The sequence below is a fragment of the Dactylosporangium thailandense genome (genome assembly GCF_059739745.1).
In genome coordinates, this window is record NZ_AP029195.1 from 7,071,465 (window position 1) to 7,092,914 (window position 21,450).

Below are 21,450 nucleotides of genomic sequence, written 5' to 3' on the forward strand. Positions count from 1 at the left end.
CTAGGCTCCCAGGCTCGCGAGTGGAATGCAGGAGGCGTCCAGGGCCGAGGCCAGGCGGCGGGCGAGGCCGAGGCGGATCGGGCCCTGCTCGCAGTCGACCACGACCGCGGGGACGCCGTGCAGCAGCGGTACGACGCTGAGCGGGTCCGGCCCGCTGGTCGAGCGCCCGTCGGTGACGACCACGAGCAGCGGGCGGCGGCGGGCGTCGCGGCGGCGCTCGCCGTGCAGGGTGCGGGCGGCCTGGCGCAGCCCGGCGGCCAGCGGCGTGCGGCCCCCGGTGCGCAGCGCGGCCAGGCGCACCACGCCGACCTCGTGGCTCGCGGTCGGCTCGAGCACCAGCGTGGCGTCGTGGCCGCGGAAGGAGACCATCCCGACCTTGTCCCGGCGCTGGTACGCGTCCCGCAGCAACGACAGGATCGCCGTCTTCACCACGCTCATCCGCTGCCGGGCGGCCATGGAGCCGGACGCGTCGACGACGAACAGCACCAGGTTCGCCTCGCGGCCGACCTTGACCGCCTCGCGCACGTCGCGGGCCTCGGCGCGGCTCGACCCGCGCAGCGCGGCGGCGCGGATGGTGTCGGGCACGTGGATGCTCGTGAGCTTGCCGCCGATCGGGGCGCGGGAGCGCACCACGCGGCCGTGCCGGGACAGGGCGGGCGAGCGGCGGCCGGCGTGGGCGCCCGCCTCGCGGTTCGCCCGGCCCGCGATGCTGAGCAGCTTCGGCTTGTACGGCACCCCGGCGAACGCCAGCTGCCCCGGCGCCCCGACGCTGTCCCCCGCCGCGTCCCCCGCGTCCGAGGCATCCGATTCGCCCCGCGAATCGGATTTGTCGGTAACGGAACCATCATTCGGCTCGACGGGCGGCCGCTGCTCGGGCGCGACCGGCGGCGGCCCCCCCGGCGCGCTCCGGCCCGGGCGACTCACCAGACCCGTCCGGCGAGTCGGACATTTCCGAAATATCCGTCGGGCTCGGCGGAACCGGGTCATCGTCCGGCGGCGGCCCGCCATCGCCGGGCGGCGGGTCCTCGTCCGGCCCGGCCTCCTGCTCGAGCACCTCTTCGAGGCGGTCGCGGTCGGCCCCCGGCGGGTCGAGCGGGTCCCGCCGGCGCCGGTGCGGCAGCGCCAGCCGGGCCGCGTCGCGCACGTCCGCCTTCGTGACCACGGTCCGCCCGTGCCAGGCCGCGAGCGCGACCGCCGTGCGGGCCACCACGATGTCGGCCCGGAGGCCGTCAACGCGGTACGCCAGGCAGATCCGCGCGATCCGGTCGAGCTCCGCATCGGGCAGGGCCACCGCCCCGAGCCGGGCCCGGGCGCTCACGATCCGCGCGGCCAGGGCGGCGTCCTCGGCCACGTAGCGCTCGGCGAACGACGCGGGATCGGCCTCGTACGCCAGCCGCCGCCGCACGACCTCGGCCCGCGGCGGGGCCTCCTGGGGCGCCGCGACCCCGACGACGAGCCCGAAGCGGTCCACGAGCTGCGGCCGGGGCTCGCCCTCCTCGGGGTTCATGGTGCCCACGAGCAGGAAGCGGGCCGCGTGCTTGACCGAGACGCCGTCGCGCTCGACGTGCGCGCGGCCCATGGCGGCCGCGTCGAGCAGCAGGTCGACGAGGTGGTCGGGCAGCAGGTTGACCTCGTCGACGTAGAGGACCCCGCGGTGCGCGGCGGCGAGCAGGCCCGGCTCGTAGGCCTTGACCCCGTCGCCGAGGGCCCGCTGCAGGTCCAGCGTGCCGACGACACGGTCCTCGGTGGCCCCCACGGGCAGCTCGACCAGGGCGGACCGGCGGTGGTGGGTGCCCGCCCCGGGGATGTGCGGGCCGTCGGGGCACTCGGGGTCGGGCGCGGCCGGGTCGCAGGCGAAGCGGCAGCCGGCGACGACCTCGACCTCGGGCAGCAGCGCGGCCAGGGCGCGCACGACGGTGGACTTGGCGGTGCCCTTCTCACCCCGGACGAGCACCCCGCCGATGGCCGGCGAGACCGCCGTGAGCAGCAGGGCGAGGCGCAGATCGGCCAGGCCGACAACGGCCGAGAACGGATACGGCGGGGTCACGGGCACTCTTCCCTTCGGCGGGTCCGCGCCCGCGAGGCGGCTGTTGCGAGCGGCCGGAGTCTCCTGACTGCCGGATCCCCGCCGCCCCTCGACCGCCTCGGCCGTCGCCGGCCGTGGGTGCTGAGGTGCGACTCCCCGGTCACAGTGGCGGGACCGTCCCGGACTCGCACCGGGTTCCTCCGCATACCGCTCGCCCGCCATCGTGTCCCACCGGCGACCGGCACGTCAACGTGGCGCGGTGTGACCCTCACGATCCGCACCCGCCGGCCGATGGTACGGGCATGCGGCGCGTCCTGGATTCGGCCGCGCAGACCCTGCTGTGCGTGCTCCTCGTGGCGATCGCGCTGATCGCCGCCACGCCGCCGCGGCTGCCGGGGCTGGCCCCGGAGACCTCGGTGGCGCCGCCGGGCACGCGGGCGATGTGGCTGTGGGAGCACGACGACCCCGGGCCGGTCGTGGACTGGGCCGCGGCCAACGGGGTGCGAGCGCTGTTCGCGTACTACGACCCGCGCACCGACGACACCGCGCGGCTGCGGCGCCTGCGGGAGCTGTGCGACGCGGCCGGCATCGTGCTCGACGCGCTCGGCGGGGAGCCCGGCTGGACGACCGGCCACGCCGCCGCGCTGGCCTGGGCCGAGGGCGCCGCGGCCACGGGCCTGTTCCACGGGCTGCACCTGGACGTCGAGCCCTACCTGCTGCCCTCCTGGAGCCAGGACCAGGCATCACTGGTACCGGACTATCTGTCGTTGCTGGAAGAGACGGCCGCGGCCACGGATCTGCCGCTCGAGGCCGACGTGCCGTTCTGGCTGCCGACCGTGACGCTCGCCGGCGGGGCGAACCTGGCCGACGCCGTGCTCGCCCGCGTCTCCGGCGTCACGGTGATGAGCTACCGCAACACCGCCACCGGCGCCAACTCGATGGTCGGGGTCGCCGACGACCTGCTGCGGCGGGCCGGCCGGGTCGCCAAGCCGGCGCGCCTGGGCGCGGAGACGCAGGCCCTGGGCGACTGCGCCTACTGCAGCTTCCACGGCGCCACCGCCGGCCAGCTGCACAAGACCCTGGCCGCGGTCGACTCCGCCGCTCAGCGGTACCCGGCGTTCGCGGGCATCGCGGTGCACCAGTACGAGTCCTGGGTCGCGCTGAGCGGCTAGGAACTGAGCGGCCAGGAGAACCGCGAACCCGAATCGACCCCAGCCGAACCGGAGGTGAACCACGACCTGCCTCAACCCTCCCCGCCCGCCGCCGATCAGCCGGCCGACAGCAGTCATCCTGGGAAGGACCCCTCCGATGCGCCGTACCGCCTCCATCGCCCTCGCCTGCGCCGCCGGCGCGGCCGCCATGCTCCCCGCGGCGGCCCCGGCCTCCGCGGCGACGCCGGACTTCGGGCTGGTGGTGCCGGTGCTCGCGCCGATGTTGCCGGGCCAGACGGGCTGGGTGGGCACCATGTGGGCCGCCACCAGCGACATCTGCGACGTGAAGGTGACCGCGAGCGGCACCGGGGTCACGGTGAAGTACCCGGCCAACACCGCGACCTACTCGTCGCTGTCGAAGGGCGACTCGCTGGCCAAGGGCCGCGTGGACTACGCCGCGTTCAACGTCTCGCTCTCCTCCGACAGCCTAATCGCGCTGGTCCCGCTCAAGCTCGACTACTCCTACACCACGAAGGCCGACGGGGCGGCGTCCTGCACCGGCACCCCGCGCTCCGGCTCGATCACCGCCACGCTCCCGGTCGTCTCGGTCACCGGCGACGCCGTGGTGCAGAAGACGACCCTCGTGACCGTGCCCAAGGCGACCCCGGTCTGGTCGCAGCTGGTCTTCCAGTCCCGCAAGGCCGGCGTCGACAACCTGCAGATCACGGTCGCGGGCGCGCCGAGCGGCCTGGTCGTGTCCTACCCGGCCGACCGCGCCTACACCGCCCTGAACAAGGGCACCGGCCTGGCCGTCGGCACCGACGACTTCGCCGCCGTCAAGTTCGACGCCACCAGCGTGGCCGCCGGCACCTACAAGCTCACCGTCAAGCTCTCCTACGGCAGCACGACCGACTCGAACGACCTGACGCTCGTCGTCGTCTGACGGCCCGGGCCGGCCGGTGCCTCCCGCGGCACCGGCCGGCCCGCCGTCTTTTCCACAGAGAGGTGGGAACTCTGGTGATCCGCTCCCGTGCCCTGCTCGCCGTGGCCGCCCTGGCCCTCACGGCGGGCCTTTGCGCGTGTGGCAAGTCCGGGAACTCGACCAAGACGGAGATGCAGGCGCCGAAGCCGTCGCCGTCGGCCTCGCTGACCCAGGACCGCCGCGAGACCATCTTCCTCGACGCGACCGCGCAGCACCTCTGCTCGGTGCAGTCGCAGGTCTACACCGACCCGGCGGCGATGGCCTCGGCGTACGCGTCCCGCCCCGTCTATACGGACCTCACCGCGGCGCAGGTCGACGCGTTGCAGCAGCAGGTCGTCAGCGACCCCGCCTTCGCCGACCGGCTGACCCAGCGCATCCAGGCCACCTGCGGCACGGCCAGGTAGTCCCGCACAACGAGAAGCCCCGCGACACGAGGGGGGAGGAGTGTCGCGGGGCCGGCTCATATATGTATGAATATCGAGAGCGTGTTCTCGAGGTAAGTGGTGCGAGGACCCCGTCGCCGCGGTCCCTTCGGTGTTGCTGCGGTAAGCATGCGGGGCGGCACTTGGCGGCGACTTGGCGCGCACTTGCGCCGATGTGTCACGCACGCGACAGGTCCGCGCGCATCGACCCGGTCACGTATGTTGCGTGCCGTGAGCCGCGACGAACTCGACCTCGACTCGCTCGCGCCCGAGCCCGGTGGTGCCGGCCGACCCGCGCCGGGCGGCGATGTGGGCCGCGGGGATCGCGGGCTGCGCGGTGCTGGTGCTGTTTGTGCTGCTCACGAGCGATCTGGTGTTCGGGCGGACGGTCGGGCTGGCGGCCCCGGCCGGGATCGGGGACCGGGCGGCGGCCCCGGCGCTCGCCGCCACGCTGGCCGAGGGAGTGCTCGGCGACCAGGAGGCGCTCGGGGCGCGGCCGTTCAGCGCGGCGTACCTCAGCGCCGACGGGCGGCCCCTGCTGGTCTGGGGCGGCACCGGCCGGGCGGTCCAGCGGGCCGACGACGCGGCGCTGCTGCGCACCCTGCGCGAACGGACGCTGCGGTTCGTGCCGGACCCCGGCGGCGGGACGACGGCCGACGCCGACCCGGGACCGCACCGCGGCCGGGCCACGTGCACGGACACGCGGCGCGACGGGTTCGGGTACACGGTGTGCGCCTGGACCTCCGGCGCGGCCGCCCTGGGCGTGCTCGTGGTCGACGGGCCCGACGCCGACCCGGCCGCGACGCTGCGCCGGGTCCTGGACGCCGTCGTCGTGCTGCGCTGAAGCCGAGCGGTCGGCAGCGCAGAGCTCGAGCCCTCTAGAGCATGGCCTCGAGGGTCAGGCGCTCCGCGGCGGCCGCCCGGACCTCCGGGGTCTCGATCGGGTCGTCGCGCAGGTAGGCGAGGCGCCGTTCGAGCTTCTCGTCGAGCGGGACGCGGCGCACGGCGATGAGGCGCACGTCGGCCTCGCAGTCCCACAGGCCCTCGGTCAGCGCGCCCGCGCACGCGTCCGGCTCCAGTTCCAGCCGGGCGCGCAGGTAGGCGGCGCGCTCGTACGAGTGCGGGCTGAACCAGAGCGAGCGGACGCGGGGCAGCGCCTGGCGGGCCGCGTCGCCGCCGACCCGGGCGAGGCCGTCGACCAGGCGGTCGTAGCCGCACATGTCGTCCTCGCGCTGGTCGAGCCAGTCGAGGCCGGCCAGCAGCGCCGGGCCGTCGGACTCGTCGCCGTGCTCGGCGAGCACGCACAGGGCGCTCCAGTACTGCCCCGAGGCCGGATCGGCCACCACCCGCCGGGCGGCCGGCAGCGAGTCGACGACCGGCTCGGCGAGGCAGCCGAAGTCGTCGGCGGCGCTCAGCAGCTCGCCGAGCCCGGTCAGCGGCTCGGGCCCGTGGGCCACGGCGGCGTGGATGCGCTCGTCGCGGCCGGCCCACTCGCCCCAGGGGGCGCCCGGCGGCAGGTGCAGCGGGCGGCCGGCGCTGGCGAGGCGGTCGGCGGCGACCGGGAGCAGGTCGTCCCACCAGTTCGCGGGCCACGCGGCGGCGATGGTGCCGAGGGCCTCGCGCCAGTAGGCGCCGATCCGGACGTACCGGCGCAGACTCTCGACCATGTCGCCGGAACCGGCGCGGCCCAGCGCCTCGGCGACCCGCAGGACGTGCGTGAACTCGCCGGAGTCGTCGTCGGCGGTGTAGAGCCGGGCGATGATCGGCCCGATCGGCAGCTCCAGGTCGCGGACCAGGCGGGCGAGGTAGACCCCGCGGTCGTCCAGGGGCAGCCAGCGATGGTCGCGGCGGATGCAGGCGTACACCAGCTCCGGCGCGGCCGGGTCCTGTCTGGCCCGCACCGCGCCCCGCCCGAGTCCGCGCTGCAGCGCGCCGGCCCGGGTCCGGGTGGGCAGGTAGTGCCAGTCGTCGTCGAGGCTCATGGCGTCCCAGTCTGCGACGGTTGCGGCCGGACCGCCGCCGAATTCCGGTCCCGAAAATGCTTGACACATGACACCGGAGCATGTCCTCGCTGCTCAGCAGCGCGCCCGCGGGCCGACGTGAGTCCGGACACGACGCGGCGCCGGCCGGCGGAAGTCCCGCCGGCCGGCGCCGTGAGCGCTGGCACCCCCGAGAGGGGCCGGTTAGGCGCTGGCGTCGTCGAAGCCGTTGCCGAGGAAGCTCTGCAGCCGCGACGTGATGCTCTCCAGGCTCGCGCCCGCCGACGCGGCGCCGAAGCCGGACTCGCCGAAGCCCGCCTCACCGAAGCCGGCGTCGGTGCCGTCGGCCTCGCCGAAGCCCGCCTCGCCGGTGCTCTCCTGGCCGTAGGCCATGAGCGTGTGGCTGTCCTCGACCTCGGTGTGCTCGTAGTGCGTGTACTCGGTGATCTCGTAGTGGTTGCCCGCGGCGTCCGTGTACTCGATGTGCTTGAGCTGCTCGAACTCCTCGTGCTCGTAGCTGTGGTGGTCCTGCTCGAGGATGCCGTACTGCGACTGGTGGTCCAGCTCCTGGCCCTGGCCGGAGTGGGCCGCCTCCAGGGAGGCGGTCTCGTGGCCCGCTTCGTACTCGCCGTACTCGCTCATGGGGGTGGTCCTCTCGGGTGCGTCTGTATGGGGTACTGCGCTCATCTGCTGCATTCAAGGTACGGGCAGCCGCGACGCCCCAAATCCCGGAAACGTGCCACGCGCGGTCGGCTCAACGGCCTCAATACGCGATCACGGGCGCACCCGTGTGGCTCACCTGCACCAGATGGGTCACGCACTCGCTGCCCTCGAGCCGGTGCAGCAGGAACGCGGACGGTTCCGGGACGAAGCCGACCGGGCGGCCCTCACGCATGCCGAGGTCCACCTGACGGTACGTGCTGGGCGCAACACTCAGGATGGTCCCGGCGAACCCGGCGGTCACGACGCGGTGCAGGTGCCCGGCGAGCACCCGGACGACGTGCGGGTGGCGGCGCAGCACCTCGGCGAGCTCGGGCCCGTCGACGAGCCGGATGGCGTCCATGCCCGGGATGCCGACCCGGACCGGCGGGTGGTGCAGGCAGACGAACGCGGGCGCCCCGCCGTGCCGGCCGAGCGTGTGGTCGAGCCATTCGAGCTGCTCGGGGCCGAGGATGCCGGCGTCGCCGAGCTCGGGGCGCAGGGAGTCGAGCACGACGACGCTGAAGTCGGGGTACTCGGCGACGTACGAGGTCCGCTCGAGACCGAACGCGGCCTGCAGCGCGGCCCGGCCGTCGTGGTTGCCGGGGACGAGGTGGATCGGGACCGGGAAGTGCCCGATGAGCTCCTTGAGCACCTCGTACTCGTCCGAGCGGCCGTGGTCGACGAGGTCGCCGGTCACGATGACGCAGTCCGGGCGCGGCTCCAGGGCGAGCACGCGGGTCAGGGCCTTGTAGAGCCCGCGGGCGGGCTCGGCGGACAGGGCGCCGGTGGTGATGTGCGGATCGCTGAGATGCGCGATGAGCGGCATGCCGGCCATTCTGCGCCTGCACGCGAGCGGGCGGGGAGGCTCCAGGGGGTGAGCCTTCCCCGCCCGTGCTGTTGTGGCCGTTCGGCTACCGGGCGGCGCCGACCGGCTCGTCCGAGGCCGGCTTCTGCGCCGAGAGGTCCAGCGTGCTGCGCAGCATGGCCGGCTTCATGAGCACCGCGGCGATCACGCCCACCACCGCGATGGCCGCGGAGATGAGGAAGATGTGACCGGTGGCGTCGCCGTACGCGGCCCGCACGATGTGCTGGAACGCGGGCGGCAGGGCGCTCAGGTTGAGGTTGGAGGTCTCGCCGCCACCGGCCGGGGCCTGCACGCCGGCGGCCGCGAGCGAGTGCGTGATGTTGTCGGTGACCCGGCGGGCCAGGACGGCGCCGAGGACCGACACGCCGATCGTGCCGCCGAGGGAGCGGAAGAACGCGACCGTCGAGCTGGCGGCGCCGATGTCCTTCAGCGGTACGGTGTTCTGCACCGCCAGCACCAGGTTCTGCATCGACATGCCGACCCCGATGCCGACCAGGAGCATCCCGAAGCTCACGAAGACCAGCGAGGTCTGGTGGTCGATGGTGGCCAGCACGCCGAAGCCCGCGACGAGCACCACGGTGCCCGTGATGATGTAGGGCTTGATCTTCCCGGTGCGGGTGATGAGCTGCCCGACCACGATCGAGGACAGCAGCACGCCGGCCATGAGCGGGATGGTGAGCAGGCCCGCCTCGGTCGGGGTGTAGCCGCGGCCGATCTGGAAGTACTGACCCAGGAAGACGGCGCCTCCGAACATCGCCATGCCGACCGCGAGGCTCGCGAGGATCGACAGGGCCGTGGTGCGCTGCTTGACGATGTTCAGCGGCACGACCGGCTCGGCGGCGCGGGACTCCACCCACACCGCGAGCGCGAGCAGCACCACACCGGCGCCGACCATGGCCGCGGTCTGCCAGGACGCCCACGCGAACGAGCCGTCGACGAAGGAGACCCAGACCAGCAGCACGCTGACGCCGGCCGCGATGAGCGTGGCGCCCAGGTAGTCGATCTTCAGGTTGTCGCGCTTGATGGTCACCAGGTGCAGGGTCTTCTGCAGCACGACGAGGGCCAGGATGGCCACCGGCACGCCGACGAAGAAGCACCAGCGCCAGCCGAGCCAGGAGGTGTCGACGATGACGCCGCCGAGCAGCGGGCCGCCGACGGTCGCGACGGCCATGACGCCACCGAGGTAGCCGTTGTAGCGGCCGCGCTCGCGGGGCGGGATCATCGCGGCGATGACCACCTGGACGAGCGCCTGCAGGCCGCCGACGCCGATGCCCTGGAAGGCGCGGGCGGCGATGAGCTCGCCGGTGTTCTGCGCCATGCCGCTGATGATGGAGCCGATCACGTAGATCACGATCGAGACCTGGACGAGGACCTTCTTGCTGTACAGGTCCGCGAGCTTGCCCCAGATCGGGGTCGTCGCCGTGGCGGCGAGCAGGGTGGCCGTGACGACCCAGGTGTACTGCGTCTGCGTGCCGTTGAGCGCGCCGATGATCTTCGGCAGCGCGGTCGAGACGATCGTGGAGCTGACCATCGCGACGAACAGCGCGAGCAGCAGGCCGCTGAGCGCCTCCAGCACTTGCCGATGGGTCATCGGCTCCTCGGTGTGCGTCTGACTCATCGTGTTGCCTCCATGGTTTGGTTCTCGCGCAGCGACTGCGCAAATCGGTGCAGCAGGCCGGCGAAGTGTTCGGCTTCGGCGGGGGTCCAGTCCCGCAGGGCGCCCGCGAGCAGGGCGGTGTAGCGCTCCTCGGCCTTCGCGAGGGCGCCGCGGCCCTCGTCGGTGAGCTCGAGGAAGCTGGCCCGCCCGTCGTGCGGGTCGGCGACGCGGCGCACGAGCCCGTCCTGGACGAACGCGCTGACCGCCCGGCTGGTGGTCGACTGGTCGAGCGCGCAGGCCGCGGCGAGATCCTTGAGGTGCAGCCGCGGATGGCGCTCGATCACGGCGAGCATCCCGGCCACCCCGGGCGCGACCATGCCCGGCCCGGCCTGGTGCTGCTGCTTCACGCACCGCACGACCTTCATGAGCTCGCGCAGCCCGTCGCGCAGCGCGACGACATGCTCCACTCGGATCCCTCCCGCAATACTTGCCTGATACAAGCATCCAAAAAACTTGCCCTCTGCGCAAGTTTGCCCAATGAGAACTAGGTAACATCGGGGCGTGGGAACAGGCCTGCGGGAACGCAAGAAGATCGCCACCCGCCAGGCCCTGCACGAGGCCGCGGTGGCCCTGTCGATCGAGCACGGCGTGGACAAGGTCACGGTCGAGGCGATCGCGGACGCGGCGGAGGTGTCGCGGCGGACGTTCTCGAACTACTTCGCGAGCAAGGAGGAGGCGCTGCTGTACGGCGACCAGCAGCGCGTGCGCCGCCTGGTCTCCGCCGTGGCGCAGCGCCCACCGTCGGAACCCCCGTGGGCCGCGCTCACCGCGGCGGCCCTGGAGTTCCAGCGCGACCTCGGCGCCCGCGACCCGCACTGGGTGACCCAGGTCCGGCTCGTGCGCCGGCACCCGGCCCTGGCGGCGCAGCAGGTCTCGACGTACGCGTCGATGGAGGACGAGCTGACGACGGAGATCGCCCGCCGGTCCCCCGCGTCCCCGATGCACGCCCGCTTGATGGCGGCGGCGTTCCTGGTCGCGATGCGCGTGGCGGTGCAGGTGTGGCTGGACCGCCCGAAGGGCACACCGCTGGCCGACGTGATGCACGAGTCCCTGAACGACATGGGCGCCGCGTTCCGCTGACCCGCACTCACAGCGAAGGCGGGCCCATCCGTCGCCGGATGAACCCGCCTTTGCAAGATCGTGCGCCCGGAGGCTTCAGATCGTGAAACCCCGACGGTGATACTCCAACTCCTCGTCCAACGTCATGAAGTGGCACTCCCCGGTCTCCCGGTCAACCATGATCGGCGCGTTCCCGCCTAGCTCGGCCTCGGTGTCGCCATGGTCGAGCAGATCCACGGAGTTGTACGGAACGACGAAGAATCGCCCGTCCTTGAACCCCAGTTCGGGCGCGGTCCGTACCGTGTCGCGGGCATGACGGCCCGGCTCCGGATATCTCCGATAGGCCTCGTCGAGGAAAGCCGAGGCGGCCGCCGCCGCATCGTCGTCGTCGATCATCTCAGTTCGTCCTCAGCAGATGGAACTCGCCCCAATGGCGGACAGGTTTCCTCCATGGGTTCACTGTTTGCGCGTCAAGGAAGATCACTTTGCCCCCCTGGTTGATGACGTTAAAGTAGTGGCCCTTCTTGCCCCCTGTCGGCCAGGCGCCGACGATACCGCGCGCCCCGTCGCCCCAGGACTGCATCCGGCCGATCAGGTCGTTCAGGCTGAGCTGCTGGAACCTCTCCGAATTATCGTATAGAGCTTCCACCTCGCTTCTCCTCATCCCCAGTCCGGGGGCTGCCCTCTTGGGCAGCCCGCCGAGCGACCGGTCGAGGGCTTCGGCGACCAAGCCACAATTCGTTGTGCAGCCTGAGGGGTTGACCAGGGGCACCAGAGCATCCGCATTCCCCTGCTCGTAAGGCCTGTTCGGTTGCTTACCGCCGTTGCCTGACGACTTTCCCCCGGCAGCGCCTTCCCCAGTCTCTCCGCCGCCACCCCCGCCGCTGCCGCCGGGGTTTTCGTTCGGGGCGGCTTCGCCGCCGGTGTGTTTGTTCTTCTGGTACTCGTCCCCGGTCTTGCCCCCGCCGCCGCCCTCCGGGTCGGCGCCGTACGGGTCTTTCTGCTTGGCCAGCTTCCCCATGTCGTCGGCCACGGCCTCGGCGCCCTTGCCGAAGACCTTGCTGCCGATCCAGCGGATCAGCCGGGCCCCGTAGCGCAGGGCCATCCCGATGAACTCGCCCGCGATGGCGCCGCCGAAGGCCCACATCATGCCCGTGAAGAACTCGGTCATGAGCTCGTCCATGCTGAACTTCTTGCTGCCGGCGATGACCTCGGCCATGTACACCGCGACCTGCGCCACGCCGCCGCAGACCATCGTGCCGAAGATGCCGGAGGCGCCGACCAGGGCCTCGCACATGCCGAAGACCATCAGCTGGAACGTGAAGATCTCGATCTCGTGGAAGATCGCGTTCCAGTCGCGCAGGCCCGTGGGGTCGGCGCGGTTGATCGGGTTGTTGCCGGCGTACGCGTAGCCGTTCATCTGCTGCGGGTCGGTGATGTCCAGCACCGGGTCGACCGAGATGAAACGGCCCAGGTTCGCGTCGTAGTAGCGGGCGCCGACGTGCTCCAGGCCCGTCGAGGCGTCGTCGTCGCCGCCGACGTAGCTCTTCTCGCCGACCCAGCCGGACAGCGCGCTGCCGCGCGGGGTGCCGAACGGGGTGCGGCGCTGGACCTTCGCCTGCTGGGTCAGGGCGTTGATCTGGGCGTAGCTCGTGCCCGCCGGGTCGGCCGCGATCCAGGTCAGGCCGGACCTGGTGCGGACCGCGATCATGCCGTTGGGGCCGCCGTAGTACCGGGTGCAGGCCAGGGTGTTGGTGGCCTTGTCCAGGCGCACCTCCATCGAGCCCAGATACAGCGTCGTGGCGGTGCCGTCGCGGCGGATGAGCCGGTTGCCACCGGCGTCGTAGACGAACGTGGTCGTCTTGCCGGGCTCGGTGACCGAGGTGAGGCGCCCCTCGACGTCCCACGAGAGCGTCTGCGTGCTGCCCGCCGTGGTGCCCGGCCGGCTGGTCATGTTGCCCAGGTCGTCGTAGCCGTAGTTCGCCGTCTGGGTGGTACCGCCGCCGCTTTGAACGGTCGACGTCGAGGTCAGCTCGTGCGGGTGGGCCGCGCCCGGGGCCGGGACCGTGTAGCTGGTCGTGGTCGTCGCGCCGGTCGTGGCGTGATCGGTCCGCTTCTTCCGGTTGCCGCTGAGGTCGTACTCGAACGACTGCCAGTACGGCGCCGGGCCGCCCAGCGCGCTCGCCGACGGCGCCGGGGCGCAGTCGCCCGACGTCGGCGTCCACGCCTCGGTCAGCCGGCCCAGATAGTCCTGCTGGAAGCACTGGGTGTCGGTGGTGCCGCCGGCCGGCGCGTCGACGAGCTTGGTGATGTTGCCCGAGGCGTCGTACGTGTACGTCGTGTCGGTGACGGTGTTCGGGCTGACCTGGGTGCGGGAGACCTTGGCCGAGTGCGGCCGGCCCGTGTCGGTCTCGTAGGTGTACGACTCGTAGACCGAGCCCCCGGTGCCCGTCGACAGTTGGACCTGCAGCAGCCGGCCGAGCTCGGAGTAGGTCGTGTCGGCAACGTAGGTGCTGTTGACCCCGCCGTAGTTGGTCTTCGCGGTCTTCGGGAGGCCAAGCGCCGTGTCGTAGCCGAACTGGACCGTCTCCGCGTTCAGCCCGCCGATCGCGGGGAAGCTGGCCGAGGCCTGGCTCCCGTCGATCCCGTTGTAGCTGGCGGCGAAGTTGTACGTGTTGGCGAGGGCTCCCTCGACCGCCGGAATCGTCACCGCGGTGCCGGTCGGCCGGTACTGGTCGCTGTAGCCGGTGACCGCGGTCTTGTACTCGTTGCCGTTGTCGAATCTGGACGACGAGGTCAGCAGGCCCTTGGCCAGCGTGTCGTACGTCCAGCCGGCGCGCTGGGTCCCGACGACGCCCGTGGTGGCGTTGCGGTCGAACACGCCGGTGACGCGGCCGAGCACGTCGTACTGATACGCGACGCTCTTCTGGTCGGCCAGGGTGACGCTGGTCAGCTCGTCGCCGTCGTCGTAGGCGAAGGTGGTCTTGCCCTTGTCCGGGTCCTGCGTCTCGGTGACTCGGCCGCGGATGTCGTACAGCGTCTTCCAGAAGTTGCCGGACGGGTCGGTGACCTTCTCCAGCATGCCCTGGCGGTTGTAGGCGTAGGTGGTGACGTCCGGCGTGCCGCTGATGGTGTTGCCGTGGTACTGCTGCAGCGCGAGCGTCCGCCCGCCGATGTCGTTGACCACGGACGAGGCCGAGGTGCCCGCCGGGGGCAGGTAGTCGGTGCGGTCACCGCCGTACTTGACGGTGGAGCGGAACTTCTCCACCCCGCCCGGCTGGAACACCGTCGCCGAGGGCCGGTCCGCTCCGTCGTAGAGCGTCGCCGTCTGTTGCGGCACCAGCGCCGCGTTGGTCGGCTCGACCAGGCTGGGGCCGGGTGCGGCCGAGTTGTAGTAGGCGCCGTAGGTCAGGTTGGCCCGGCCGAGCGAGTCGTAGAACGTGTCGGCGATCACCCGGCCGCCGGCCGCGATCGGCGAGGGGGCCTGGGTCTGCCGCTGGCGCAGGAACGAGTCGTAGAGGGTGTACGTCGTGACGTAGTTGCCGGCCGCGTTGAGCTTGCGGCTCGTCACCACCGTGGCCTTGTCGGTGTTGTACTCGTAGTCGAACGTCGCGTTCGGCTGGGTCGGGTGATCCGCCTTCGACCAGCCCGGGGCCCAGCCCTGGGCCAGCCGGCCGAGCGGGTCGTAGGTGACGTCGGTCCGCTTGTCGTTGGCATCCAACGTGGTCAGCGGCTGGCCCCAGGCCGGCTCGCTGGTGACCGTGCTGGTGAACAGCTTCGGGTCGATCGTCTTGATCTGCGTGACCGGGCCGCCGGTGGCCGGTGTGTACTCCGTCTTGGTCTTGTGCAGCAGTGAGTCGGTGGACTCCACGACTCGGCCGTAGCCGTCGTACTTCCACTGGCCGGTCGTGAAGTACTCCGAGGCCCCGCCGGGCAGCCACTTCGAGATGATCTGCTCGGTGGTCTTGTCGCCCTTGGCCGGAGTTGCCCCGAAGCCCAGGTTGTCGTAGGTGCTGCGGGTGTCGTCGATGATGTCCGCGGCGCTGGACGGCTGGCTGGAGCACGGCAGCGCGTCGATGCGGATCTCGGACACCGTCGCGAGGAGCCAGACGTTCGGGTCGGTGTTCGGGGTGTACGAGTACCGCGTGCACCGGGTGTCGTCGGCGACCGCCTGGTCGCCGGTGTTCTCCGTGGTGACCGGCAGGCCGTAGCCGTTGAACGTGGTCGTCGAGTCGCCGCGCATCCAGCCGCGGCCGCCGTCGAGCGCGACCCGGGTGTGCACGCCGCTCTCGTTGGCGAACCGCGAGTCGACGGTGGAGCCGTTGATGGTGCGCGTCGCGGTCGGGCCCGACACCCACGCGTCGTGGATGCTCCCGCCGATGACGGCCATGGTCGCGGCGTCGTAGGAGATCGTCTCGCGCGGCATGCCCGCGTACCAGTCGGAGTCCACGGCCGCCGGGCCCTCGGACGCCTGGACGCTGACGTGGCGCGTGGTGCCGTCGGCCAGCCGGTCGCCGTCCATGCCGCGGTAGAACAGCGTCTCCACCAGCGTCTGGCGGCCCGGGTCGAGCACGGCGTCGCCGCGCAGCACTCGGACCCGGTCGTAGCCGCGCCACTGCGACCACGTCTTGTTCTTCGGCTTGACCAGCCCGTCGTCGTCGGCGAAGTGCCACGCGGGGGTGCCGACGTACTGGTACTGCGTCACGATGTGCTGCTTGCTCGCGCCGCTGTGGTCGGTCTCCACCACCGAGGTGACGACGTACTTGTGGAACCAGTCGATCCGGTCGGGCTGCCCCGGGAAGTCGCCCTTGACGGGCATGCAGCGCATCGCGTTCGTGTCCGGCGAGGACGGCATGTGGGTGTCGGTGACGCACTCCCGGTCGGAGTAGTCGACGGTGACGTCACCGCCGGACTCGTTGGTGATGCGGTGGATACGCCACCAGTTCATCGCCGGCTTGCCGTCGGTGCTGGTGTCGACCCGGTTGTTGAGCTGGATCCCGTCGAACTTGACGTCCGGCAGGGTCTTGGTGCCGCCGACGAGACCGCTGTGCGTGATCGAGGAGAGCCACAGGCCGGCCCGGGTGTTGTCGCCCGGGTCGGGGTAGGACTGGTGCAGCGTCCAGGAGTCGACGTCCCGGTAGGCGGAGCCGCCCCAGACGCTCGTCGTGATGGTGGACAGGCGCTGCGTCGACCAGAACGTGGGCGAGCCGACGTGGCAGGGCGAACCCGTGCACTCCATGTCCCACGGCGTGTCCGTCCAGTGGGTGCCGTCGTGGGTGCCGCAGCTCGACTCGCAGCGATCGGCGGTGCCGAAGCGGACCTGGAACGGTGCGGTACCGAACTCGGCGTCGCTGCGGGTGCCGTAGTCCGCCCGGGTCAGGAACACGCCCCGGTCGTACGAGGCGAGGGTGTTCGCGTCGCCGGCCTTCGCGTACTTGTTGGTCTCCTTCGTGTACCAGTACGACATCGAGTTGCCGTGGATGTCCTTGACGTAGTCCAGGCTCCAGCGGTACCCCTGCTGGCAGAAACTGCTCTTGAACGCGGTGGCGTGGCACGGCTCATCGGTGTTGTTGCCGGCGACGGGGACCGTGCCGACCGAATTCGTCTCCGGCCGCCCCGAGGTCCAGCCCGGGATCCGGTTCAGGCCGAAGAAGTACTGCGTGCCGTCGAGGGTGGTGACCTTCCAGTACTCGCGGTTGTAGGTGCCGTTGTCCGTGCCGTTGGCATCGGTCAGCTTGACCACGCGCGTGCCGTCGTCCTTGCGCAGGTGCCACGTGCCGTCGGCGCTGCTGTAGAGCAGCTCACCGGCGTGCCCGGCCAGCGACAGCGTCGCGTTGTCGGTGGCCCAGCACTGGTCGCCGGTCTCGTTGGTGTTGTTGGCGCCGTTGCCCATGTCGTCGGCGCAGGACCGGTAGCGCCGCTCGATGAAGCCACCGGCGGTGGTCTCGAAGCCCTCGCCGACCCAGGACGGCTGGTTGTTGCTGGCCTCGCTGCGCCCGTCGACGCTCTGCGAGGAGTAGGTCAGCCCGACGCCGGGGGCCGGGCCGCCCAAGGCCGGGGGGACCCGCATCGGGTAGCTCCACCCGAAGTCGCCGGACGAGCTGCCCGCCTGCCAGGTCGACGACGCCTGCAGCGACGTCGCCGAGAAGTCGCCGGCGCCACCCGACGGCGTCGATGCCGCGGCGAGCAGCAGGCCGGCGCCCCGGGCCGCGGCGTCCACCGCGGCCGGGGACTTCGCGGTCGCCACCGTTGCGCCCGGGACCGCCACGTCGGCGGTCAGCGTCGTGTGGTCGAGGTCGTTGACGGTGCGGACCGGCCGGCCCTGGCATTCGGGTGCGGCCGGCGTGGTCAGCGCACACTCCGGCAGCGCCAGGAACGTCAGGCGGCTGGACCAGTCGGCGCCGTACGCCGACTGGAACGCCCCGTAGTCGAGCGAGACGCGCAGCGGTCCCGCGACGACCCCGCCGTCACGCCGGGCCAGGCGCAGCACGACGCCGTTGCCGGCCGCCCGCGTCGCCGTGTCGTGGCCGTAGAGGCTGACCTCGACACTTGCCGGGGCCGCGCCCTGCGCCCCGGCGACCGTCTTCGCGGCGGCGGTGGTGACCGCCTGCAGGGACACCGGCATGGCGTTCGCCTTGGCCCCGCGTGCGGCGGAACCGCTCTGCAGCGCCTCGGTGGCCGGCGCGCCGCCGAGCTCCACGAGGCTCGTGGCCGCGGCCGGGAACCGGGCGGCGGGCGGCTTGTGCGCCGCAGCCGCCGCGGCCGGGTCCGCCGCCTGGCCGGAGCCGGTCACCGGGCGCACCGGCACCGACGGAGTCTTCTGCACCGCGGGGGCGGCCGGCTCCTTCGCCGGACCGGCCAGGGCCGGGGCGTCGCTGACCACCGTCAGCGCCAGGGTTATCGGCAGCGCGAACGCCACCGCGCGGGTGAGTCGTGATCCGGCCAGCCGGCGAAACACAGCCGGCGACCAGATGGGGGCACGAGCCATTGCGGTCCTCCAGGGGCAGCGGTCGCGAGGAACGGAGGCGATGGAATGCGTCAGGCCGAATCGGCGCCGGCTCATGGACGCGGGCGAGGATGCGACTCAATGACGTAGGCGCTGGCGACGGCTGGCTGAGCGAGGGCGCCTTGATAGACGCTGACGTCGTCGATGCCGCCCATCCACCAGTCGGACTCGTGTGAGGTGTACATGCCGCGGCCGACCCGCAGCGGACCGCTGGCGTCCCAGGTGAGCGTCGCTGCCGTGGTGCCCTGCAACTGGCCGTCGACGTACAGGCTCAGCGTGCCGGTGTTGGCGTTGTACACGCCGACCAGGTGAGTCCAGCGGCCGAGCACGGGTGCCGCGGTGGAGTAGACACCGGGCATGGACGCGCTGTCGACATCGGCCGCGGCGATGCTGAACCGCCAGCGGTTCTTGGTGATCCCCTCGTAGCCGAGCAAGAACGACGACGTATGCGCGCCGTCCTGTGAGACCGCGGCGTAGTTGTGAATCCCGGTCACGGAATCCAGCCGCACCCAGGCGGACACGGTGAACGACTGGTCGGTGTGCAGCACCGGGCCGCTCGCCTGCAGCGACTGCGCGGCGTTCCAGTCGACCACGGCCGCGCCGTTGGCGACGTTGAACCGGTCGGTGCCCCAGCTCGCACCGTTGACCTGGGTCAGCGGATGCTGCCCGAGGGCGTCGTCGCCGGTGCCGGCGAGATCCCACGACCCGGCCGTCGTGGCGCTCAGCGCGGCAACCTCCGTGTCGGAGATGACCCGGTCCCAGACGTTGACGTCGGCGATCCGGCCCGAGAAGCCGATGTCATAGACGCCTGCCCACTTGCGGTGGCCGATGTCGAGGCTGCCCGTCGCGGTATACGCCGGGGCGCCGGCGTACACCGCGCTCTGGGGCACGCCGTCGACGTACAGGCGCAGCGTTCCGCTCGCCGAGTCGTAGGTTCCGGTCAACAGCGTCCATTTGTTCGCCAGCGCCGGCGCGTCGGACAGCACGTAGTTCATGATCGGCCCGTCGACGTCGTTGCCCTCGACCGCGAATCGCCAACGCCCATTGGCATAACCGAGCTGGAACGCCGAGCCGCGCACTCCCTCCCGGCTCACCGCCGCGTAGGTGCCCTGGGCGCTGGTCATCGTGACCCAGGCGGAGACGCTGTAGCTGCGCGCCGTGTCGAAGTCGGGGGCGGCGCCCGGGGCCGTGTTCGCACCCGACGTCGGTGACCCGCTGAACGCCGTCGCGGTCGTGCCGATGACCCGGCCAGGTGCGCCGAGCGTGGCCCCGGTCGGGATCGCGTCGTGGCCCCAGCCGGACGAGTCGATCAAGCTGCCGGAGCCCGCCGGGTCGTCCGTACGCCAGGTTCCGACCGGATATGTCGGGCTGCCCACCAGGAAGCTGTAGACGGCCGGAGTGGCGAGCGGCGAGGTGTTGCCGGCCTTGTCGACCGACCAGACACGCAGCTGGTTCGCTCCGCTCAGGGTCGGCGTCACGGACAGCGTCGCGCCGTGCGTGGCCGGGTTGGCGGCGATGGTCCGGGTACCGTCGGTCGGCGGGGTGGTGTACGGCGTCACCGCGTACACGTAGTGGTCGACGTCCTCGGGATGCACGGCCGGCGCAGCGATGACGAAATCGCCCGTCTTGCCGGTACTGCCGCCGAACTCACCGTTGCTCGGATACATCGCGGAGGTGACCGCACCCGGCGCGCTTGGTGCGGTGGCGTCGATGCTGAACTCGCAGTTGCCGGGGCCGCCGACCGTCGGGCCATACCAGTTGTGATCGTCGCCATAGACCCGGAATGCGTACACGCCGCCGTCCTGCAGGCCGGACACGTTGACCATTGCGACGCTGTTGCTGGCGACGGGTTCCGCCGTCACGCTCACCACGTCCGTCCAGGTGCTCCCGTTCTGCTTCGCGACGGTGAACGGGACGTACATGGTGTCGCCGTTCGGGTCGACGACGTGCGCGCGCAGGCTGACCGCGGTGGAGCGCAGCACCGGCCGGTTCACCCCGGCACCGCAGGCCACGCCCGGCTCCTGCGGCGTCGCCGCGACCGTGAGGTTGTCGGGCGCGATCGGCGGGTTGTTGTACTCGATCGACATGATCGGGTCGAGCTGGTACCGCCGCCACGCGTACTGGTCGTTCTCGTTGTCGGCCCGCAGACCGACCGTGGTTGCGCCGGCACCGCCGTTCGCCGCGGCTTTGACGGCCTCCAAGGCGTTCCACTCGACGTTGCCCTTGGCGCAGCCGCCGGAGCCGTTGAACCGGCGCACCTGCGAGTTGCTGCTCATGTTCGAGATCCAGGCGAAGCTGGTCGAGTTGTTCCACGTCATGCCGCTGTTGATCGTGCCGACCCACCACAGGCTGGTCGCGCCCGCGGTCCCGCCGCACGCCTTGCCGGACCAGGACTGGGTCAGCGAGAAGGTGGCCTTGGTGATCTGGGCGCCGATGACGCCGGAGACGTCCATCTGGAACAGCGACCGGACGGTGGAGACGCCGCTGAAGTTCTGGTAGCCGACCCGCACGACGCCGGAGTCGTTCTCGTCGCTGTCGCAGTTGACGCAGCTGCGGTCCCAGTACGAGGTGCCGCCGTTCTCCTTCCACAGCATCGTCCAGTGCTGGCGGCCGCCCGGGAACGTCGGGTCGATCTGCACCGGGAAGGTGGTGGCCGGGTCGGCCAGCAGCGAGGCGTCCGGCACCACGGTCAGCGAGGCGGCGTCGGCGGTGGCGGTCATCTTGCGCTGCCGCGACTCCGGCCGACCGGCCTCGACGTGCCCTCGCTCGGTCTCCAGGGTGCGGCCGTTGACACCGGCGGCCTTTGTCGGCGGCAGCGTGTTCGCCGAGTCCCACATCGTCGGCGTCGAGCCGCCGAACACGACGTTCCCGGCGCTGTCGACCGCGGACACTCCACCGCTCGCCGGGTCGACCTTCAGCGACACGTGCTCGCTCTCGGTGCGGAACCGCAGCGCCTTCAGCGCCGGGTTGGCCGCGGCCTCGCGGGTCTTGACGACGAGGACCTCGGCGAAGCCGTCGACGTCCGCCGTCAGCTTGAGATCGACGCCGGGCAGCACGTCCGGATAGGTTGCCGAGGTGCCCGACAGCACCGGGGCCGGCAGCGGTGAATCGTCGATCCAGCGCAGGGCCAGGCGCTGGTCGCCCTTGCGGATCTGCGCGATCGGGCCGGTGCCGCCGCCGGAGAACGTGATGGGCAGCGTCGCGGCGACCGGGGTCACGGTGCCGTCGGCCGCGTGGGTCAGCGTCGCGTCGGCCTTCACCCATGAACCGTCCGAGCGCTTGACCCGGGCCGGCTTCATCGTGCTCTCGAACGTGTAGTTGCCGCCCGGATTCGCGAAGACCTGCGCAGTCTCGGTGCGCCGGCCCAGCACCTCGACGCGCCGGCCGCACGCCTTGGCCATCGCCGATGCGGCCAAGTCATCGCCGGCTGTGTCCACACAGGACAGTGCCTGGGCCTCGGCGGCCACGGGCGGAAGCACCACCGCGGCCACCACACCGAAAGTGACGAACGAAACAAGCGCCGATAACCGGCGCACGGCAGCATGCCGCATATTGAGTTCCCCGTTCCCCGATCGCCCATTCAGGACCGAGGACATCTAAG

At 71.8% G+C, this 21,450-nt stretch carries 15 protein-coding genes and 1 riboswitch; of the genes, 5 read left to right on the forward strand and 10 right to left on the reverse strand.

What is annotated here, in order from left to right:
- Positions 1-735: a vWA domain-containing protein gene (locus AC6JBM_RS31260; protein WP_497977612.1), complete on the reverse strand. Its 735-nt coding sequence runs from the start codon at positions 733-735 to the stop codon at positions 1-3.
- 109 nt (positions 736-844) lie between these two features.
- Positions 845-2,047, reverse strand: coding sequence for a magnesium chelatase ATPase subunit I (locus tag AC6JBM_RS31265; protein ID WP_497977613.1), 1,203 nt, complete (start codon positions 2,045-2,047; stop codon positions 845-847).
- Positions 2,048-2,104: 57 nt separating this feature from the next.
- Positions 2,105-2,226, reverse strand: a riboswitch (cobalamin riboswitch).
- A gap of 102 nt (positions 2,227-2,328) precedes the next feature.
- Between AC6JBM_RS31265 and AC6JBM_RS31270 the strand changes: the two genes are divergently transcribed.
- The 4 genes from AC6JBM_RS31270 to AC6JBM_RS31285 all read left to right on the forward strand — a co-directional run bounded on the left by AC6JBM_RS31270 (position 2,329) and on the right by AC6JBM_RS31285 (position 5,425).
- The gene (locus AC6JBM_RS31270) at positions 2,329-3,198 is read left to right on the forward strand and encodes a hypothetical protein (protein ID WP_497977614.1); all 870 of its coding nucleotides are present in this window, start codon (positions 2,329-2,331) and stop codon (positions 3,196-3,198) included.
- A gap of 136 nt (positions 3,199-3,334) precedes the next feature.
- Positions 3,335-4,120, forward strand: a complete 786-nt coding sequence (locus AC6JBM_RS31275) for a hypothetical protein (RefSeq protein WP_497977615.1) — start codon at positions 3,335-3,337, stop codon at positions 4,118-4,120.
- 74 nt (positions 4,121-4,194) lie between these two features.
- On the forward strand, positions 4,195-4,563 hold the full coding sequence (locus AC6JBM_RS31280) for a hypothetical protein (RefSeq protein WP_497977616.1): 369 nt from the start codon (positions 4,195-4,197) through the stop codon (positions 4,561-4,563).
- Positions 4,564-4,861: 298 nt separating this feature from the next.
- A complete protein-coding gene (locus AC6JBM_RS31285) occupies positions 4,862-5,425 on the forward strand; it encodes a hypothetical protein (protein ID WP_497977617.1) in 564 nt (187 codons plus the stop codon).
- Between the two features lie 34 nt (positions 5,426-5,459).
- On the opposite strand, the gene AC6JBM_RS31290 is transcribed toward AC6JBM_RS31285, so the two are convergent.
- The 5 genes from AC6JBM_RS31290 to AC6JBM_RS31310 form a co-directional block, all read right to left on the reverse strand.
- The gene (locus AC6JBM_RS31290) at positions 5,460-6,563 is read right to left on the reverse strand and encodes a hypothetical protein (RefSeq protein ID WP_497977618.1); all 1,104 of its coding nucleotides are present in this window, start codon (positions 6,561-6,563) and stop codon (positions 5,460-5,462) included.
- Positions 6,564-6,764: 201 nt separating this feature from the next.
- Positions 6,765-7,202 (reverse strand): hypothetical protein, encoded by a 438-nt coding sequence (locus tag AC6JBM_RS31295; RefSeq protein WP_497977619.1) that lies wholly within the window; start codon positions 7,200-7,202, stop codon positions 6,765-6,767.
- Between the two features lie 121 nt (positions 7,203-7,323).
- Positions 7,324-8,088: a phosphodiesterase gene (locus AC6JBM_RS31300; protein WP_350608965.1), complete on the reverse strand. Its 765-nt coding sequence runs from the start codon at positions 8,086-8,088 to the stop codon at positions 7,324-7,326.
- Between the two features lie 85 nt (positions 8,089-8,173).
- On the reverse strand, positions 8,174-9,745 hold the full coding sequence (locus AC6JBM_RS31305; protein WP_497977620.1) for an MDR family MFS transporter: 1,572 nt from the start codon (positions 9,743-9,745) through the stop codon (positions 8,174-8,176).
- Complete coding sequence (locus tag AC6JBM_RS31310) at positions 9,742-10,191, reverse strand: MarR family winged helix-turn-helix transcriptional regulator (protein ID WP_497977621.1); 450 nt, start codon at positions 10,189-10,191, stop codon at positions 9,742-9,744. Before AC6JBM_RS31310 ends, AC6JBM_RS31305 begins: the two co-directional genes overlap by 4 nt.
- A 94-nt stretch (positions 10,192-10,285) precedes the next feature.
- On the opposite strand from AC6JBM_RS31310, the gene AC6JBM_RS31315 reads away from it, so the two are divergent.
- On the forward strand, positions 10,286-10,864 hold the full coding sequence (locus AC6JBM_RS31315) for a TetR/AcrR family transcriptional regulator (RefSeq protein WP_497977622.1): 579 nt from the start codon (positions 10,286-10,288) through the stop codon (positions 10,862-10,864).
- 75 nt (positions 10,865-10,939) lie between these two features.
- Here AC6JBM_RS31315 and AC6JBM_RS31320 read toward each other — a convergent pair whose 3' ends face one another.
- The 3 genes from AC6JBM_RS31320 to AC6JBM_RS31330 form a co-directional block, all read right to left on the reverse strand.
- Positions 10,940-11,239 carry a YrhB domain-containing protein gene (locus AC6JBM_RS31320; protein ID WP_497977623.1) on the reverse strand — a complete coding sequence of 100 codons (300 nt, stop codon included), beginning with the start codon at positions 11,237-11,239 and terminating at the stop codon, positions 10,940-10,942.
- 1 nt (position 11,240) lies between these two features.
- Positions 11,241-17,801 (reverse strand): RHS repeat-associated core domain-containing protein, encoded by a 6,561-nt coding sequence (locus AC6JBM_RS31325; RefSeq protein ID WP_497977624.1) that lies wholly within the window; start codon positions 17,799-17,801, stop codon positions 11,241-11,243.
- 101 nt (positions 17,802-17,902) lie between these two features.
- Complete coding sequence (locus tag AC6JBM_RS31330) at positions 17,903-21,445, reverse strand: LamG-like jellyroll fold domain-containing protein (protein WP_497977625.1); 3,543 nt, start codon at positions 21,443-21,445, stop codon at positions 17,903-17,905.
- Between the last annotated feature and the right edge of the window lie 5 nt (positions 21,446-21,450).

Bases quoted from the DNA above. Each gene is read 5' to 3' on its own strand.
- AC6JBM_RS31270 (WP_497977614.1), top strand. From the start codon at position 2,329: ATGCGGCGCGTCCTGGATTCGGCCGCGCAGACCCTGCTGTGCGTGCTC.
- AC6JBM_RS31275 (WP_497977615.1), top strand. From the start codon at position 3,335: ATGCGCCGTACCGCCTCCATCGCCCTCGCCTGCGCCGCCGGCGCGGCC.
- AC6JBM_RS31290 (WP_497977618.1), bottom strand. From the start codon at position 6,563: ATGAGCCTCGACGACGACTGGCACTACCTGCCCACCCGGACCCGGGCC.
- AC6JBM_RS31295 (WP_497977619.1), bottom strand. From the start codon at position 7,202: ATGAGCGAGTACGGCGAGTACGAAGCGGGCCACGAGACCGCCTCCCTG.
- AC6JBM_RS31300 (WP_350608965.1), bottom strand. From the start codon at position 8,088: ATGCCGCTCATCGCGCATCTCAGCGATCCGCACATCACCACCGGCGCC.
- AC6JBM_RS31305 (WP_497977620.1), bottom strand. From the start codon at position 9,745: ATGAGTCAGACGCACACCGAGGAGCCGATGACCCATCGGCAAGTGCTG.
- AC6JBM_RS31320 (WP_497977623.1), bottom strand. From the start codon at position 11,239: ATGATCGACGACGACGATGCGGCGGCGGCCGCCTCGGCTTTCCTCGAC.
- AC6JBM_RS31330 (WP_497977625.1), bottom strand. From the start codon at position 21,445: ATGTCCTCGGTCCTGAATGGGCGATCGGGGAACGGGGAACTCAATATG.